The sequence below is a fragment of the Paenibacillus sp. 01T424 genome, from assembly GCF_056398745.1.
Map to the genome: position 1 here is coordinate 11,925 of NZ_JBFTPZ010000049.1, position 15,932 is coordinate 27,856.

The 15,932-nt window shown below is 44.9% G+C and carries 12 protein-coding genes; 1 reads left to right on the top strand and 11 read right to left on the bottom strand.

Features of this window, described 5'->3' with window-relative positions:
* Nucleotides 1–262 precede the first annotated feature (262 nt).
* The 3 genes from AC1DPK_RS28375 to AC1DPK_RS28385 form a co-directional block, all read right to left on the bottom strand.
* On the bottom strand, nt 263–2,152 hold the full coding sequence (locus AC1DPK_RS28375; RefSeq protein ID WP_441886910.1) for a bifunctional homocysteine S-methyltransferase/methylenetetrahydrofolate reductase: 1,890 nt from the start codon (nt 2,150–2,152) through the stop codon (nt 263–265).
* 30 nt (nt 2,153–2,182) lie between these two features.
* The gene (gene dapF / locus AC1DPK_RS28380) at nt 2,183–3,013 is read right to left on the bottom strand and encodes a diaminopimelate epimerase (RefSeq protein WP_441886898.1); all 831 of its coding nucleotides are present in this window, start codon (nt 3,011–3,013) and stop codon (nt 2,183–2,185) included.
* Between the two features lie 121 nt (nt 3,014–3,134).
* Nucleotides 3,135–5,918: a calcium-translocating P-type ATPase, SERCA-type gene (locus AC1DPK_RS28385; protein WP_477512346.1), complete on the bottom strand. Its 2,784-nt coding sequence runs from the start codon at nt 5,916–5,918 to the stop codon at nt 3,135–3,137.
* Between the two features lie 178 nt (nt 5,919–6,096).
* Here AC1DPK_RS28385 and AC1DPK_RS28390 point away from each other — a divergent pair, with 178 nt between their 5' ends.
* Nucleotides 6,097–7,860, top strand: a complete 1,764-nt coding sequence (locus tag AC1DPK_RS28390; RefSeq protein ID WP_430055100.1) for an Rqc2 family fibronectin-binding protein — start codon at nt 6,097–6,099, stop codon at nt 7,858–7,860.
* A 157-nt stretch (nt 7,861–8,017) separates the two neighbouring features.
* Here AC1DPK_RS28390 and AC1DPK_RS28395 read toward each other — a convergent pair whose 3' ends face one another.
* The 8 genes from AC1DPK_RS28395 to AC1DPK_RS28430 all read right to left on the bottom strand — a co-directional run bounded on the left by AC1DPK_RS28395 (nt 8,018) and on the right by AC1DPK_RS28430 (nt 15,914).
* A complete protein-coding gene (locus AC1DPK_RS28395; RefSeq protein ID WP_477512362.1) occupies nt 8,018–9,121 on the bottom strand; it encodes a glycoside hydrolase family 18 protein in 1,104 nt (367 codons plus the stop codon).
* Nucleotides 9,122–9,239: 118 nt separating this feature from the next.
* The gene (locus AC1DPK_RS28400) at nt 9,240–10,346 is read right to left on the bottom strand and encodes an acyltransferase (RefSeq protein ID WP_477512347.1); all 1,107 of its coding nucleotides are present in this window, start codon (nt 10,344–10,346) and stop codon (nt 9,240–9,242) included.
* Between the two features lie 15 nt (nt 10,347–10,361).
* Nucleotides 10,362–11,711: a glycosyltransferase family 2 protein gene (locus tag AC1DPK_RS28405; RefSeq protein WP_477512363.1), complete on the bottom strand. Its 1,350-nt coding sequence runs from the start codon at nt 11,709–11,711 to the stop codon at nt 10,362–10,364.
* A gap of 630 nt (nt 11,712–12,341) precedes the next feature.
* Nucleotides 12,342–13,208, bottom strand: a complete 867-nt coding sequence (locus tag AC1DPK_RS28410; protein WP_477512348.1) for a PHP domain-containing protein — start codon at nt 13,206–13,208, stop codon at nt 12,342–12,344.
* A complete protein-coding gene (locus AC1DPK_RS28415) occupies nt 13,199–14,110 on the bottom strand; it encodes a selenium metabolism-associated LysR family transcriptional regulator (protein WP_477512349.1) in 912 nt (303 codons plus the stop codon). Before AC1DPK_RS28415 ends, AC1DPK_RS28410 begins: the two co-directional genes overlap by 10 nt.
* Nucleotides 14,111–14,242: 132 nt before the next feature.
* Nucleotides 14,243–14,668: a hypothetical protein gene (locus AC1DPK_RS28420; RefSeq protein WP_372238996.1), complete on the bottom strand. Its 426-nt coding sequence runs from the start codon at nt 14,666–14,668 to the stop codon at nt 14,243–14,245.
* Between the two features lie 287 nt (nt 14,669–14,955).
* Complete coding sequence (locus AC1DPK_RS28425; RefSeq protein ID WP_053375618.1) at nt 14,956–15,219, bottom strand: YlbG family protein; 264 nt, start codon at nt 15,217–15,219, stop codon at nt 14,956–14,958.
* A 200-nt stretch (nt 15,220–15,419) separates the two neighbouring features.
* A complete protein-coding gene (locus AC1DPK_RS28430) occupies nt 15,420–15,914 on the bottom strand; it encodes a YlbF/YmcA family competence regulator (RefSeq protein WP_477512350.1) in 495 nt (164 codons plus the stop codon).
* Between the last annotated feature and the right edge of the window lie 18 nt (nt 15,915–15,932).

Here is a 15,932-nt window from a genome sequence, read left to right on the forward strand (position 1 = left end):
TTATATTTTATAAATGTGAATACGACAAGTTCGCGTTCTTGCCAAATACCGACAGAACTACTGCACTATTGTTGACGAAAAAAGTGTCGGACATACTTCCGTTACAGGCTTTAGAAGCCATTATAAACGATTTTAGGCAGCCTGTCCTTACCACGCTGAACATGTGCGGCATCTGTATCCATGATTCATTTTAATTGATTTTTCACGAACGAACAAGCGAAAATGCGAAAACAAGCAAAAAAAGGCTGTTTTCGCATCTATTTTATCGATTTAGTTGTGTACGCTCAGTCTTCTCCCAAACGTATTTGGTAAGCTGAACACCCATATCATAGAACATAAACGGTGTGATTAAATATATGCCATTAAAATGCGGCAAAGCAACGTCGAGCAGCTCCTTTGCAATTTGCACGCCTTCCGCTCGGCCCGCTTCCCCTTCAAGACCCGCCATGCGCTGGCGAACCTCATCAGATAGCTGGATACCAGGCACCTCGTTATGCAAATATTCGGCATTCCGTCCGCTGGCCAGCGGCATAATTCCGATAAATACAGGTACTGACAAATGCTTCGTTGATTCTGCGATTCGCTCAATTAAGCTTGGGTCATAGACAGGCTGCGTCATAATGTAATCTGCACCCGAAGTAATTTTACGTTCAAGCCGTTGGACCGCTTTGTCTAAATGCTTCACATTAGGATTAAATGCGGCGCCTACAACAAACTTCGCTTTTTGCTTAAGCGGCTTGCCTGAGAAGGCTGTTCCATCATTCAACTGCTTAATCATACGAATCATCTCGAAGGAAGTAAGGTCATAAACCGAGCTCGAATCCGGCAAATCGCCAAATCGGGCAGGATCTCCAGTTACAGCAAGCACATGATCGATATCGAGTGCATCAAGACCCATCATATGTGACTGCGTACCAATCAAGTTACGATCTCGGCAAGCGATATGCACGAGTGGACGAATGCCTACTTTCTCCTGGACAAGCGCTGCGAGTGCAATGTTGCTCATTCGCGTAACAGCCAGAGAGTTGTCAGCCATCGTAACCGCATCCGCCTTTGCTTCCTTCAAAGCAGCAGCACCAGCCATAAATTTACGAATATCCAAATCACGCGGCGGGTCAAGCTCAACAATGACGGTGTGGCGCTTCTGAACCAAATCTACAATGTTAGGCTCCTGCACCGTTTGTTTCAGTGGCGCAGCATCTACTGTATCAGCTGATTTCTCAACTGGCTTTACAACAATTCTCTCTGCTGCAGCCGAATGAACAGCTGCTTGTCCGAGCTGTGGAACGTAACCATCTAGCGCCTCGGCAATTGCCTTAATGTGCTCAGGAGTCGTACCGCAGCAGCCGCCAATCAAGCGAGCGCCGCGATCTGCAAAGCGCAAGGCTGTCTCTGCAAAATATTCAGGTCCTGCGGGATACGTATATTTGCCATCAATATAGTCGGGTATACCTGCGTTCGGATATACCGATAATGGTAAGCCAACTGGCCCCGTTATCGAGTCGATCGCTCTCATAATCCCATTCGGGCCGCTGCGGCAATTAAATCCAACCATATCAGCGCCCTCTTCTTGCAGTAAATCGAAGGCTCCCTTCATGCCATTCCCATCCTGCGTGCGGCCAACATCCTCGACTGCAAACTGGCAAATAACAGGAACATTCGACGCTGCTCTAGCAATCTTAAGGGCAAGCAGCATTTCATCAAGATCATAGAAGGTTTCCAGCAAAAGACCATCCACGCCCTCATCAAGCAGCGCATGCATTTGCCGCTGATAGGCTTCAATTACTTTAGCTGTTCGTAAATTTTTCAGCTTGCCGTCTCGAATGGAGCCAACAGCGCCTACAACATAAGCATCATTGCCGATCGCTGCACGAGCTGCGCGTACACCAGCACGGTTAATTGCATCCATTTCGTCTTCTAAGCCATATTTCGAGAGCTTCTCAAGATTGGCTGAGAACGTGTTTGTCTCAATTACGCGTGCGCCAGCTTCATAGTAGCGACGGTGAATATTTTCAATTACATCGGGACGGTTCGTATTGATTTCCTCATAAGAAACGCCGACAGGGAACCCCATCTGATATAGATAGGTTCCCATCGCGCCGTCCCCGGTCAAGATACGCTGCTGGAGCGCTTCCCTCAAATCCGGTTTCATTATATTCATACCACCCATCTTACTTTGCTCTTAAAACTCGCCGCAGAATGATACTGCAGCCGGTCCAGACATATATACATGATTATCGGATTCATTCCACTCAATCAATAGGTCGCCGCCTTTGAGTGAAACCGTTGCTGTCCGATCTGTTGCGCCAGTGAGTACAGAAGCAACTACCGTTGCGCAAGCGCCTGTACCGCAAGCTAGCGTTGGTCCTGCACCGCGCTCCCAGACGCGCATATCGGTATGCGTACGGGATTTCACCGTAACGAACTCAACATTTATTTTACGTGGAAATAACGGATGTGTCTCAAGTTTGGGACCCCAAGTGCCTAGATCAAAATTTACAGCATCATCAACATAGATGACACAGTGAGGGTTGCCCATCGATACAGCGGTAAAACGGAATTCACGACCGTCCACCTTTATCGGATGTTCAACGACTTGCTCCGCATCGATCGTTGTTGGTACACGAAGGCCATTTAGAATCGGCTCTCCCATATCTACACGAACAGATGACACTTTGCCATCTTGAACGGTAAGCTGCACTTTTTGAGCGCCTGCGCCAAGTGTTTCGATTGTAATCTCTTCTTTATCGGTTAAGCCATTATCATACACATATTTAGCGACGCAGCGAATGGCGTTGCCGCATTGCTCAGCTTCTGAACCATCAGAATTAATAATGCGCATACGGAAATCCGCGATTTCTGAAGGCAAAATATAAACGAGACCATCTGCCCCGATTCCAAAAAACCGGTTGCAAAGCTGTATAGCTAATTCCGCAACATTTTCTGGAAGCTGCTGCTCGCCTGCAATCACCACAAAGTCATTTCCCAAACCGTTCATTTTTGTAAAATTCATCTGAATGCCCTCTCCTTGCTACATCTCTAGGTATGATAAAACTATGATTAATTGCTAATAGCATACCGCAAAGCAAGGAGAAAGGCTATTCATAATTTGTATCAAGATTTGTATTTTTTCGTTATCTTGCCGCGGTTTGAGGGCCTAACGGCCATTTCGTTTTACCTTTATTTTTCTTGGAAGTGCCGAATACACTGCCAATTCCCATTAAGAAAGTAGGAATTCCCGCAGCTACAAAGACGAGACACCATTCACGGAAGTTAAGTGGAACGGTTTTGAAGATAGGCTGCAATGCATCGATATAAAGCACTCCGATCATCAACACTAGCGATGACAATACGGCAAGCACCAAATATTTATTTTGGAACGGATTACGGTGAAAAATGGAACGCGAGCTTCGGCAGTCAAATACATGGATGAGCTGTGCCATAACGAGAGTAGCGAAAGCTACCGTTTGCGCCTTCATTAGGTGCGCAGCATTGTTTGGACCGTCTTGAAGCGTAATCCAGAAAGCGCCAAGCGTACATACACCTATCAGAATGCCTCGGCTTATAATTTTCCAGCCCAGCCTGCGGGAGAAGATGCTCTCCTTTGCCGAACGAGGCTTTTGCTGCATTAAATCCTTTTCTGCCTGATCTACGCCAAGCGCCATTGCCGGCAATCCGTCCGTGACCAGATTGACCCACAAAATTTGAATCGGAACGAGCGGAAGCGGCAATCCTGCCATCATCGCAAGAAACATGACGAGTATCTCACCAACGTTTGATGCTAATAAATAACGGATAAATTTTCGGATATTTTCATATATGCCTCTTCCTTCTTCTATAGCAGCTACAATTGTCGAGAAGTTGTCATCACTCAGAACGAGCGCGGACGCTTCCTTCGATACATCCGTTCCGGTAATGCCCATCGAAATTCCGATATCCGCTGCTTTGATCGCTGGAGCATCGTTTACGCCGTCGCCTGTCATCGCAACGACATGTCCTTGGCGCTGAAGCGCTTTGACGATACGCAGTTTATGCTCTGGCGATACACGCGCGTATACATAAATATTGTCTACGAGCCGGTCGAGCTGTTCATCGGACATCGCCTCCAGCTGCTTGCCGCTCATTGCGATGCCTCCGCGCGGCATAATGCCTAGTTGACCTGCAATTGCTTCTGCTGTCAGCTGATGATCGCCGGTAATCATAACGGTCTTAATTCCCGCACGCCTGCAGTTCGTAATCGCTTCTTTCACCTCGCGGCGAGGCGGATCGATCATCCCAGTCAAGCCTACGAATACAAGCTGACTCTCTACGTCTTCTTCGGTCTCACAAGCGTCGGATGCGCGCAAATCCCGGTATGCAAGTCCCAATACACGAAGCGCGGACTGCGCCATAACCTCGCCTGCTTCAGCGCATTTGCGCTTCAGCGTTGCAGTAAACGGAACGACCTTCCCTTCCCAAAGAACATAGGAGCAATGATCCATCAGTAAATCAGGGGCGCCCTTGGTGCAAATAAGCCGCCCGCCTTGGTGCGATACAACAACTGACATCCGTTTGCGCTCCGAGTCAAATGGAAATTCCTTCTCCCGTTTATATAGCGGCTCCAATGATTTGGAAGAGGAGCCCAGCTTTRCTGAAAGCACAGCAAGCGCACCTTCAGTTGGATCTCCCTTAAGTATCCACTCTTCATGCTGCTCCTTGTTTCTGCGCTTGCCCGTATCTACAGCTTCTACCTTCGACAGCTGTGCGTTATTGCACAAGGCACTGACTTGAAGGAGACGTTTAATTGATAAATCATGCTTAATGTCAAGCGCATTGCCAGCTTCATAAATTGCACCATTTGGGACGTAGCCCTCTCCGCTCACTTCAAGCTGTCTGCCGCCAATCCAGACATGGGTAACCGTCATTTTGTTTTGTGTCAGCGTCCCTGTTTTGTCCGAGCATATAACGGATGCGCAGCCTAATGTTTCAACCGAAGGCAGCTTGCGAACGATTGCCTTCCGTTTAATCATCCGCTGTACGCCAAGAGCTAAAGCGATGGTCACAATTGCTGGCAGCCCCTCTGGAATAGCTGCTACCGCCAAGCTAACACCTGCAAGGAACATGCCATACGCTGGCTGGCCGTGCAAAATACCCGCAATAACTACCATAATCGTCAAGCCGATCGCCACAACGATTAATATTTTGCCTAACTGCTCTAAACGATGCTGCAGCGGCGTTTCCATCGATTCAGTCTGTTGAATAAGTCCTGCTATTTTGCCCATTTCCGTATCCATGCCTGTACGAATGACGACTGCTCGAGCAGTTCCCCTTGTGAGCATCGTGCCCATGAAGCCCATGTTGCGCTGATCACCCAAAGGCAAGTCTTCCTCTGCAATCGCTGCAGCGTGCTTACCAACGGGGACAGACTCCCCCGTCAAAGCGGACTCTTCCACATAGCAGCTATTGGCTTCAAGCAGCCGCACATCAGCCGGAATGCGGTCTCCGCTTTCCAAATAAATAAGATCGCCTGCCACAAGCTCCTTCGCTGGAACGGTCAGTAGCTCGCCTCCGCGTATAACCTTGGCTGTCGGGGCGGATAATTCCTTAAGCGCCCGCAATGAGCGCTCGGCTCGAAATTCCTGCACGAATCCAAGTACGGCGTTGAGAGCAATGATCGCAACAATCGTAATTGCATCTAAATATTCGCCCAGCAAGCCAGAAATCAACGTTGCACCCATTAAAACGAGTACCATAAAATCCTTAAATTGATTAAGGAACAACAAAATCGGCGAGACGCGCTTGCCCTCAGACAATTCGTTTTTTCCATTTTCTTCTAGACGTTGCGCCGCTGCCGACGTAGTCAGTCCTTGATCTGGGGAGCTGACTAATGCGTCAATCAGCTCAATTGTCCCCATTTGATGCCATTTCATTTGTTCCATGGTTTAACTCCCTCCTGTAATATGCCGAGCCAAGCAGCTAAGTTGTCGGCCCTTCGGACAGCCTTTATAGGGTAAATGTATTCGGACAGCCCTTAAAATATCCCATAAAAGACTTAAGTTTTTGGTTCAACTATGGCATGATAGAGAAAGACTTACAAAGGAAGCGAGGAACAACAACATGGCATTAGACGGCATCGTCACCCATGCAATTACGCAAGACCTACAGCGCTGTGTCGGAGCGCGTATACATAAGATTCACCAGCCTACCAATCATGAGCTTGTTTTCAGCATTCGCGGAGCCGGCACGCAGGGCAAATTGCTCTTGTCCGCCAACCCGACCTACCCAAGGGTGCACTGGACAACCGGTACGTACGTCAACCCTATGGAAGCGCCTATGTTTTGCATGCTGCTTCGGAAGCATTGCGAAGGCGGACTGATTGAATCCGTTCGTCAAGTTGGTCGGGAGCGTATCATTCATATTGAGGTTAAACATCGGGACGAGCTCGGCGATTTATCGAATAAAACGATTGTTGTGGAAATTATGGGGCGTCATAGCAACATTATTTTGATGGACCCTTCAACCGGCCTCATTCACGATGGCATCCACCATGTAACGCCAGCCATAAGCAGTCACCGCATCGTATTGCCCGGCAGCACCTATACCTCTCCGCCTGAGCAAGGCAAACTAGATCCGCTTTCGATTGTGAACGAGCAGCAGTTTTTGGACGCTTTAAGCGATACGGATGAAGCCGCTCCTCTTTACAAAAGATTAGTCGACAAGCTAAGCGGCTTTAGCCCTTTGCTCGCCAAAGAGCTGGTTCATCGAGCAGGTGCAGATGTGCTTCCAGAGGCTGAACAAGGTTCTGAGGAAAGCGTAGTGGCGGTTTGGAAGAGCTTCTCAACCTTTATGGAACAAGTAAAGCAAGACATTTATAAACCTACAATTAAAACCAACGCAGATACCGGCAAGTCCTTTTTCTCTGTCACTGAGCTTACGCATATCGATGGAGAAGAAACGGTATTTCCAGACATTAGTGCCTGCCTTGAAGGTTTCTACGGCAATAAGGCTGAACGCGATACCGTTAAGCAGCGCGCTGCTGACCTCATCCGATTCGTTCAAAATGAAAAAGCCAAAAACGTTACAAAAATTAAAAAGCTTGAGGACACGCTCGTTGAAGCGAAGGATGCTGAAAAATATCGGGTGCTTGGCGAGCTCCTTACTGCCTATATGCATCAGATGAAGCGCGGCGACACAACGATTGAGCTCGTCAACTTCTATGATGAGGAGCAAGCTGTAATAAAGATTGATCTTGATCCGCATCTTACTCCTTCTGACAACGCTCAGCGTTATTTCCGGCGTTACACGAAGCACAAAAACAGTCTATCCATCGTGGCCGAGCAAATGGAGCTCGCTCGTACAGAAATTCAATATTTTGAAACCTTGCTTCAGCAGGTCGATAACGCCTCTCTTGGCGATATAAGCGAAATTCGTGACGAGCTCGTGGAACAAGGCTATATGAAGGAACGTGGACGCCGCGGTCCAAAGAAGAAAAAAACGCTTAAACCAACCTTGCTTTGTTATACCTCTTCCGAGGGGGTAACGATGTATGTCGGCAAAAACAATACACAAAACGAATATTTGACGAACCGTCTTGCTTCACCTTCTGACACATGGCTGCACACAAAGGATATTCCTGGTTCTCATGTCGTTATAAAAGGCGGAGACTTTGGCAATGCAACACTTGAAGAAGCCGCTATGCTCTCTGCACATTATAGCCAGGCTCGCGACTCCAGCTCGATTCCAGTAGACTACACAACGATACGTCATGTACGTAAGCCTAGCGGTGCTAAGCCGGGGTTTGTTATCTATGACAATCAGAAAACATTGTTTATTACACCGGACGAGCGACGTATCAAATCGCTGGCATGTCAGCTGAAATAGACAGCTTTAGCGGTACTGCAACATACTCCGTTGCTGCCTGCATTTTCTTGATTTGCAGCATTTGGAAATTATGATCAAACAAAAGGGAACTTCTATGGATAAGAAGTTCCCTTTTGTTATATTCGTTTAAAGCTTCCTGCCTCGCTTATTCTTCTATTTAATCCTCTGTGCCTAGCTCCTTGTTCAAGTTATCCGACAAATATTGAATGATTCCATTCTCTGCATCCTGTGCATATTCCCATACCATCGCACCTGCTAGATCTTTTTGCTTGATGTATTTGACCTTTTCTCGCAAAGCTTCCTTGTCTTCATAACTAATGAAGGTACTGCCGTTAAAGAGGTAAGCTGCTTTTGCTTGATCGTCAAAATAACGCTTAAATCCATTTTTGTCCAAATAGTTATCCTCAACATTTCGATAATGAATATTTACTTTCTCGATATCGATTGGCTTACCCTTGGCAAAAAAACCATCTTCATCACTGTCCACATCTGTCCAGCCATATGAATAAGCTGGGATGCCAAGCAGCAGCTTCTTGCCATCAACTCCGTGATCTAGAAAAGCTCGCACGATCTGATCCACGCTTTGAGTCGCTTTATTCCCTTTATCTTTGTAAAGATTAGCATTAAATCCTGTCGTTTCGGACCATCTGCCAGTCAGATCGTAGCTCATGACATTGATGAAGTCGACATACTTTTCTACGGCCTTCACTTCTACATTTTTAAAATACCAATCTTGTGTACCTGCTGCAAAAGTAAGAATATACTTTTTGTTTCCTTTATGCGGCAGCAGGTTTAACTGCTCTCTTAGCTCTCGCATTAAGCTTGTGAAGTTTTTTGTATCCTTTGGACTCGCCTTTACGGTTCCCCATGCGTCAAAGGCCGGAAACTCCCAGTCAATATCGACACCATCGAGATCGAGCTCCTTGACCAAATCAATAATATTTTTCGTAAATACATATCGATTGCCGTCGAGTGAAGCGTCTGAGAAGCCATCTACGCCGTAACCCCCAACGGCAAGAACAAATTTTGTCTTCGGATTATTGGCTTTGAGCTGCATAATGTTTTGTTTGATCTGCTTGTTCCCTTCTTCTTTTTCATGAAAGAACAAGCCAGTACCGGAAATTTTGGCGAAGGCAACAAAGGCGATATCTACGCCCTGCTCCGATAATCTTACATCCTTCGGGTCGCGCCAGGCTTCGATATATACCGTTGACAACTTCCGATCCTCTGCGTTTACGCTTTGGTAGAAGTAAATGCCCATACCAACAAGAAGCACAGCCACAAGCGCTTTGGTCAAAAAATTTACTTTTAGCGCTTTCGTTCCTTTTCGCGCAGTTATCGTTTTTTTCCCTTTTACCGTCTTCTTCACATTCACCCCGCTACCCCCTTCCACCAAATAAAATATGCGTTACCCACCGATTCAAATTAAACACTTTGACAACGATATAACTAATCGAGAAAATCGCAACGATATTAAACAGAAGGCTTAATGTCGTCTCAAGGAATGTTGCATCGATAGCCACATCCCTTGAAACCATCGTATCCACCAAGAGATGGATTAAATAAATGCTGAAGCTTGCCGTAGAGACGGAGCCTATTACTTTTTTAACCTTATAATTTGTTTTCCGGCTAATCATCGTATCTTTTTCCTTAAAAAATAAAAACACGCCGACCGCCATTAAGAAGCTTGTAATGGAATAGTTGCCATAAAACATCTCGTCCAGCACCCCGCCGTATGAGGACACTACATAAGTCAATATTGGAGTTAGGAAAAAGGACAAGATGCCAAGATTAAACAATGTGTGCTTAATAACGGGACGGAGCTCGACATTAAAGAGATAGTAGCCAAGCACAAAATAACCTAAATTGCCCATAAAAAATGGAATATTCATACTAGGTACATAAAGGTGCTGATCGGTTAGGCGTAAGAAGATGTCGGATACTAACCGGTACAAGATACTGACGATAAACCATAAGATTAGAAAATATCTTAGATCCTTCTCACTGCATGAGCGTACGAGCTTGCCAATTAGCGGAACGGTCATATAAATGGCAATAATAGCGTACAAAAACCACAAATGAACGTAGTTTCCGTCTGTTACTAATTTCTTGCCAAAATCGAGTATGAACTCGTACGCGCTCATTTGGCTTTTGAGTATGTAATACTCCTTGTAATAGCCATAAATTAATGACCATGTAAGCAAAGGAATGATCAGAGGCAGTATTCTTTTCTTATAAAATCCTTTATAGGACTTCACTTCGATTCTCAAAATCATGGCACCGCTGATCATAAAAAATACCGGAACAGCAAAGCGGCAAATTGAGTTGAACACATTGCTGACCCACCATGAGGTTGTCGTAAAGTCATTCGTTCGGGTCAGCAAGGATGCAGTAATATGAAGCACGATGACGGCTACTATGGAGAGAATCCTTAATAAATCAATATACATAATTCGATTATTTTGAACATGGGCTGTGCTGCTCATAATGTCCCTCCAATATTATCTCGAACTTGCCACTGTATTTGGGCTAATGGATGCGACGCCCTTGCGTTCGACAAAACCCCATCCTTCATCATTGTCGAAATATTTGAATGTTCCAATGATGTTAATGTAGAGGAGCACAAATCGGTAAGTGAACAATTCCAACTGACTAAATCCGAACATCTTAATATAATCTAGCAACGAATAATTACTGCCATATTTTTTGCACAAATAGAGTGATATCACGATTTGAATTGCATTCACTAACATCGTGACAAGGAATAGTACAATCGCTGCCCATATGCCGCTGCCCGATGTAATGGCGTGCGCCATGTGGAAAATCGTCGTAAATGCGGTTAACGTACCAAGTACGAAGCCGTCTATTGCAAAAAACAAGCTGACGCCGATGCTGAAGCTCCGAGATAATTTCGACCAATAAATGAGGATACAATCCACAAACGCTTTCTGCCAACGAATACGCTGCTTGTAGAAGTTTTTCATATTTTCCGGACATTCGGTGTAGCATACCGCCTCCGGCGCATAGACCAGTCTTTTTTTGAGTTTATTTGCTTTCATGTACTCGTGGATTTTTAAAGTGATGTCGATATCCTCGCCAACCGTGCTTCTGAACCCGTTCACATCAAACATGAGTTCTTTGTAGAAGGCTCCGAATGCCCCTGAGATAACGACGATGGAGTTAAATAGCGATTGTGTTAATTTGCGGACGTAGAAGCTGTGGATATAACTAATGACTTGGCTCTTTATAATGCCTTTTCCTATAAATTTCTCCATAATGACGCCGTCTTGTCGTTCTGCGCCTTGTACGATTTTGACGGTTCCCCCTAGGGCAATAATGTCGCTTTCGTGAAAATATTGGTTTACGTATTTTAAGGAGTTTACTTCCAGCATACTGTCAGCATCAAGCGTAATAACAATTTCTCCATTCGCATAATCGATGCCAGCATTGAGTGAATCGGCTTTGCCGCCATTCATTTTGTCCATGACGTAGATGTTGGGAAATTTGCTTGAACGGTAAAAACCTCTAATTCTTTTATATTTCAGTTTTTGACTAGCCTTTCTGTAATCATTCCGAAGGTCCAATAGCTCTTGCAGCTTGTTAAAGGTTCRATCTTTAGAGCCGTCATTTACGATAATGATCTCATGATTCTGATAATGCAGACCCTGCATCGCATCGATGCAATTTTTGATCGTAAGCTCCTCGTTATACGCAGGAACCAGGACCGATAACGACTTCTCATCAAGCTCGTTATTGAGCTTTCGCACCTTGCTGAAGAACAACGGAATAACCGTATACAGCAGTTGAAAGATGAGAAAAACAACGGTTGTCGCATACAGCATGTACTGAATAACTATCCACTCCTTCATTTAGCAATGGCGATTACGAACCATTGCTACGTTTCTTTTTCTACTTTCAACCTATCTCATCATTATCAGAATTGTAAAATCTCACCAGTTTTCAATAAAACGAATACATCTGCTATTATCTATCGTTTTCTATCATTTGCTTCGATTTTCTTGCTAAAAGCCAAATATTTAACTTCCAATCATTTGCAGATTTTGTCGAATCGAGGGTGTTGATGGAGGAATGAGCTAATAGTCATTTTTTTTGAAAGCGTATAACCAACCTCCCTAGTGGGTTTTTTCTTGGCAGCTTCTATTAAATAAAAATCGACAAAATCTATAATTTTCACTTTGTAAATGATTTATGAAATTTACGTTTGCTCATTTTCGTCACCATTTTGTCATATTTATATTGAATTATGGTGTTTAAAACCATATTTATGATTTATTAATTCAAAATTTGCATAATAACTACAAATATCTATTCCGCCCTTTTCCAAATGCAAAAAATTCGCCCGAAACCACAAAAAAGAGGCAGTCCAAAGGTTATAAGCCCTTAAGATTGCCTCTTTCAATAACAATTCGTTTCATTGCATAGTAAAGCGTTCACTTCAAGTCCTCAGATTGCTAAGGTCATCATCCTGAAGGCTGAAGCTGCTTTAGCACATTTGCATTTACGGTACGGCTGCCCACCTCGCCATGAAATACAACGCCTTGACGCGATCCATGGAAATCCGATCCACCTGTAACGATCAGGTTGAAGTCCGCTGCAAGCTGCCCGTATCTTTGCTCTTCTTCCGGTCCATGATCCGAATGGAACACCTCGATGCCCTGCACGCCATAACGTACCAGTTCTTCGACTAAAGAATCATTGTTGTATAAACCAGGATGCGCAATAACACTTGTGCCTCCCGCTTCTCTAATCCAGTCAATCGCCTCAAATGGAGTCAATCTCGGTGGATTGACATACGCCGCGGCTCCGGCAGCCAAATAACGATCGAAAGCTTCCTTCATATTTTGAACGAAACCTTTTTGGATAAGTGCAGCAGCAATATGCGGGCGACCAATACTTACTTCGGCTGCTCGGAGCTCTTCCTTCGAGCTTTCACCATGAGCCGCAGCGATAACATCATCCATAGACAGCACAACGCCAAGCTCATTTAATTTAGTTATAATCATTTCATTCCGTTGATCTCTTAGCCCGCGCAAACTCGAAAGACGCGATAACCACTTCTCGTCGTCATTATTCGTGTAATAACCGAGAATATGAATATCCGTTCCTTCTGCCACCGTGCTCACCTCAACACCGGGAACAACCGTAATGTTTAATCGTTCGCCTTCAAGCAATGCTTCAGCTACACCAGCCACCGTATCGTGATCTGTAATAGCAATCGCAGCAAGCCCTGCCTCTTTGGCTAGCCGAACATTATCCGCGGGGCTTTGCATGCCATCAGAAGCCGTCGTGTGCGTATGCAAATCAGCAAGTCCGTTCATTAGAGCCATTGCTGCAAATCCCTCTCTCTCAAAAAACTTAGAAAAGTAACAGCTGATATTGGCAATATAGCCGATTTTAAGTATATCGAATAAAACTGTCGTTGGAACTTGGAATYCGACACTTTAATCATCCGAATTAAATCAAGCGCAACYTCATGTTTTACAGAGGAAGATGAAATAAAAGATATGCCAAGGCCTGCTTCAACAGCAGATTTGACAGCTCCTGTGCTGCCCAGCTCCATTACGATCTTCATCGATGCAGGATCTATATTTTTTTTCCTCAGCTGCTCCTCCATGACAAGTCTTGTCCCCGAGCCTTGCTCACGCAGAACAAACGGATATTCCATCGCTTCTTCCAATGTAACCGATTCTCGATCGGCTAATGGATGCGATTGCGATACGATCAATCTAAGCTCATCGCTCATTACCGCCTCCATATGCATATCGGGATGATTAACAGGAGCTTCAATTAATCCGAAATTAAGCTGATGATTCAAAATATCCTCCATAATTTGCGAGGTATTCATAACTTTCATACTAATCGAAATATGCGGATATTCCTGTCCAAAAGGACCAAGCAAGCGCGGCAGAATATATTCACCTATCGTTAAGCTCGAACCGAGCTGCAATCTTCCCTTAAGCTGCTTCGTGAATGCTGACATCGCCTGATCTGTATCACGTATAAGATCGATGCTCCTCTGCGCGTAAGGCATAAGAGCCCGTCCAGCTTCTGTAAGCTCGATTCGCTTCGTTGATCGCTGAAGCAGCTTCGTGCCAAAATAATCTTCCAGTGACTGCACTTGCATCGTAACAGCTGGCTGAGTCATATGTAATGATTGCGCTGCAGCTGAAAAACTGCCGCGTTCCGCAACCGTGCAAAATATGTGCAGTTGATGAAAATTAAGCGCCATCGTCCAATCATCCTTTCTTCTGGTGCTTATTATACTATAAACCTTGTACAGAATCTTACAACACGCACAAAAAAAGCGTGCAATCTGTTTTAGGATTGGACGCTCCACTCTTTGATATATAGGTACAAAGTCTCATTTTCTTTTTCTGCTGCTTTTGACGAGAGTCATGCGCCGTGAATGGCGAAGCCACGAATAGTAGGACTTTAGATCCCTTAGCTCGATTGTTTCTGACATGCGCCCAAGGAAAGTTACTATGATCATTTTATGTAGCGGAGTTCCGGTTATATCCGTTTCTGTCATCGAATCCGCAAATTCAGCAACAAATACGAGATCGTCGTCAATTAAATAAACGTCCTGCTCATTGCGGTAGTAAGGCTCGATGCGGCCTTGTTTCAAGCATTCCCATAAATATTCAGCTATATCTTCATAACCGGTTTTCTCACTTTCTATCCGGTCAAGCCAACGACTTTTGGCATGGTTTGTAATAACGATATCCGCTACTTTTTTGTCACCTAGATCAATATAAAACGACTCATATGTGTTCCATCTTCTCGTCATTCTATCTTTCACTTCGCAACCCACTCCTTCCAAAGAACCAGGGCTTTTATACTATGAATTTAATTCCATTCTATCACGATTGTCCGAGATTACAACAAAAAATTAAAGTCCGACCATTTTTGTAAGTTTCTGGCTATTATAATAAAAAAAAGACGTTTCTCAGTGATATTGCACACCGTGAAACGTCTTTTAGTGCATTTTTTGAAGTTTTTACCAATATTTCCTTCGTTATGCGATTGATTAGCTTTACGAACAACGTCATCAGACGAGTGTTTTCGACTAAACCTTTACAAACTATAAAATCTAGTTTTATCTTCGCTGTCTTTGCTGTACTCTGTCTTAATCTCGTTTCGATACGATCGTTCAATCTTCCGTACGTACGAGAGCTTCCCCATCTGCCGCACAGCCTCTTCAGAGCGTTCCGCATTCATATACATCACAACGTAATGCATCTTCCGCGACATATAATGAACCGTCCCGAACCTCTCCAGTGATCTTGCCGCTTTCAAATCACTTACCCAAACGATATAACCTGTTCGATCCGGTAGCATCTTTTCCCTCCTAAAAGGTTTGCGTAGCAAACCTCACTTCGTAAGCATTTACCTGGGTTTGCGGAGCAAACCTCACTTCGTAAGCATCTACTTAGGTTTGCGGAGCAAACCTCACTTCGTAAGCATTTACCTAGGTTTGCGGAGCAAACCTCACTTCGTAAGCCTATGCTTCTTCCTTGTTCGCTCTTATGGCTTCTAACTTAACCGCAACCGCCGCTTCCACAGCTGCATGAGCCGCCGCTTCCACAGCTACCGCCGCCGGCAGCTTTTTCATTGCCAGGCACTTTAATATTGTCCGAAACGGACTCCGCTATCATGCGGGATACATCATAAAGCATTTCATCGACGATCTGCTCGGCTAGCTTGAAGCGGCGAACGCTTTCAATTTCGCTTAGCTCTCGTTCGATTTGCTTCACTTTGTCTTTCGCTTCGTTGTAGTCAGGATGAAAGCGCCCGAATCGTTGGCATTCCTCAAACAGTATCTTCGCTTTATCGAACCGTTTGGTAATTTGCTTCACTTCTTCATCTTCATTCACAGCTGACTTCCAATATAAATATTCGGCAACTTCCGCCGATTGATTAATCGAATCACCTAAATCATAGGCGCAAAGCAGCAGCGACGCCATATCGAGAGAAGAAACGCCGCCTTGCGGTTGCTCCAACTGAATAGCCGTTAAACCTTCAGCAGTTGGCATTTATCCACCTCTTTCCCA

Excerpts from the sequence above, each read along its gene's own strand:
- AC1DPK_RS28375 (WP_441886910.1), bottom strand. The coding sequence starts at position 2,152 with ATGAAACCGGATTTGAGGGAAGCGCTCCAGCAGCGTATCTTGACCGGG.
- AC1DPK_RS28390 (WP_430055100.1), top strand. The coding sequence starts at position 6,097 with ATGGCATTAGACGGCATCGTCACCCATGCAATTACGCAAGACCTACAG.
- AC1DPK_RS28400 (WP_477512347.1), bottom strand. The coding sequence starts at position 10,346 with ATGAGCAGCACAGCCCATGTTCAAAATAATCGAATTATGTATATTGAT.
- AC1DPK_RS28420 (WP_372238996.1), bottom strand. The coding sequence starts at position 14,668 with ATGACGAGAAGATGGAACACATATGAGTCGTTTTATATTGATCTAGGT.
- AC1DPK_RS28430 (WP_477512350.1), bottom strand. The coding sequence starts at position 15,914 with ATGCCAACTGCTGAAGGTTTAACGGCTATTCAGTTGGAGCAACCGCAA.
- dapF (WP_441886898.1), bottom strand. The coding sequence starts at position 3,013 with ATGAATTTTACAAAAATGAACGGTTTGGGAAATGACTTTGTGGTGATT.
- AC1DPK_RS28410 (WP_477512348.1), bottom strand. The coding sequence starts at position 13,208 with ATGGCTCTAATGAACGGACTTGCTGATTTGCATACGCACACGACGGCT.
- AC1DPK_RS28395 (WP_477512362.1), bottom strand. The coding sequence starts at position 9,121 with ATGGGCATTTACTTCTACCAAAGCGTAAACGCAGAGGATCGGAAGTTG.
- AC1DPK_RS28425 (WP_053375618.1), bottom strand. The coding sequence starts at position 15,219 with ATGCTACCGGATCGAACAGGTTATATCGTTTGGGTAAGTGATTTGAAA.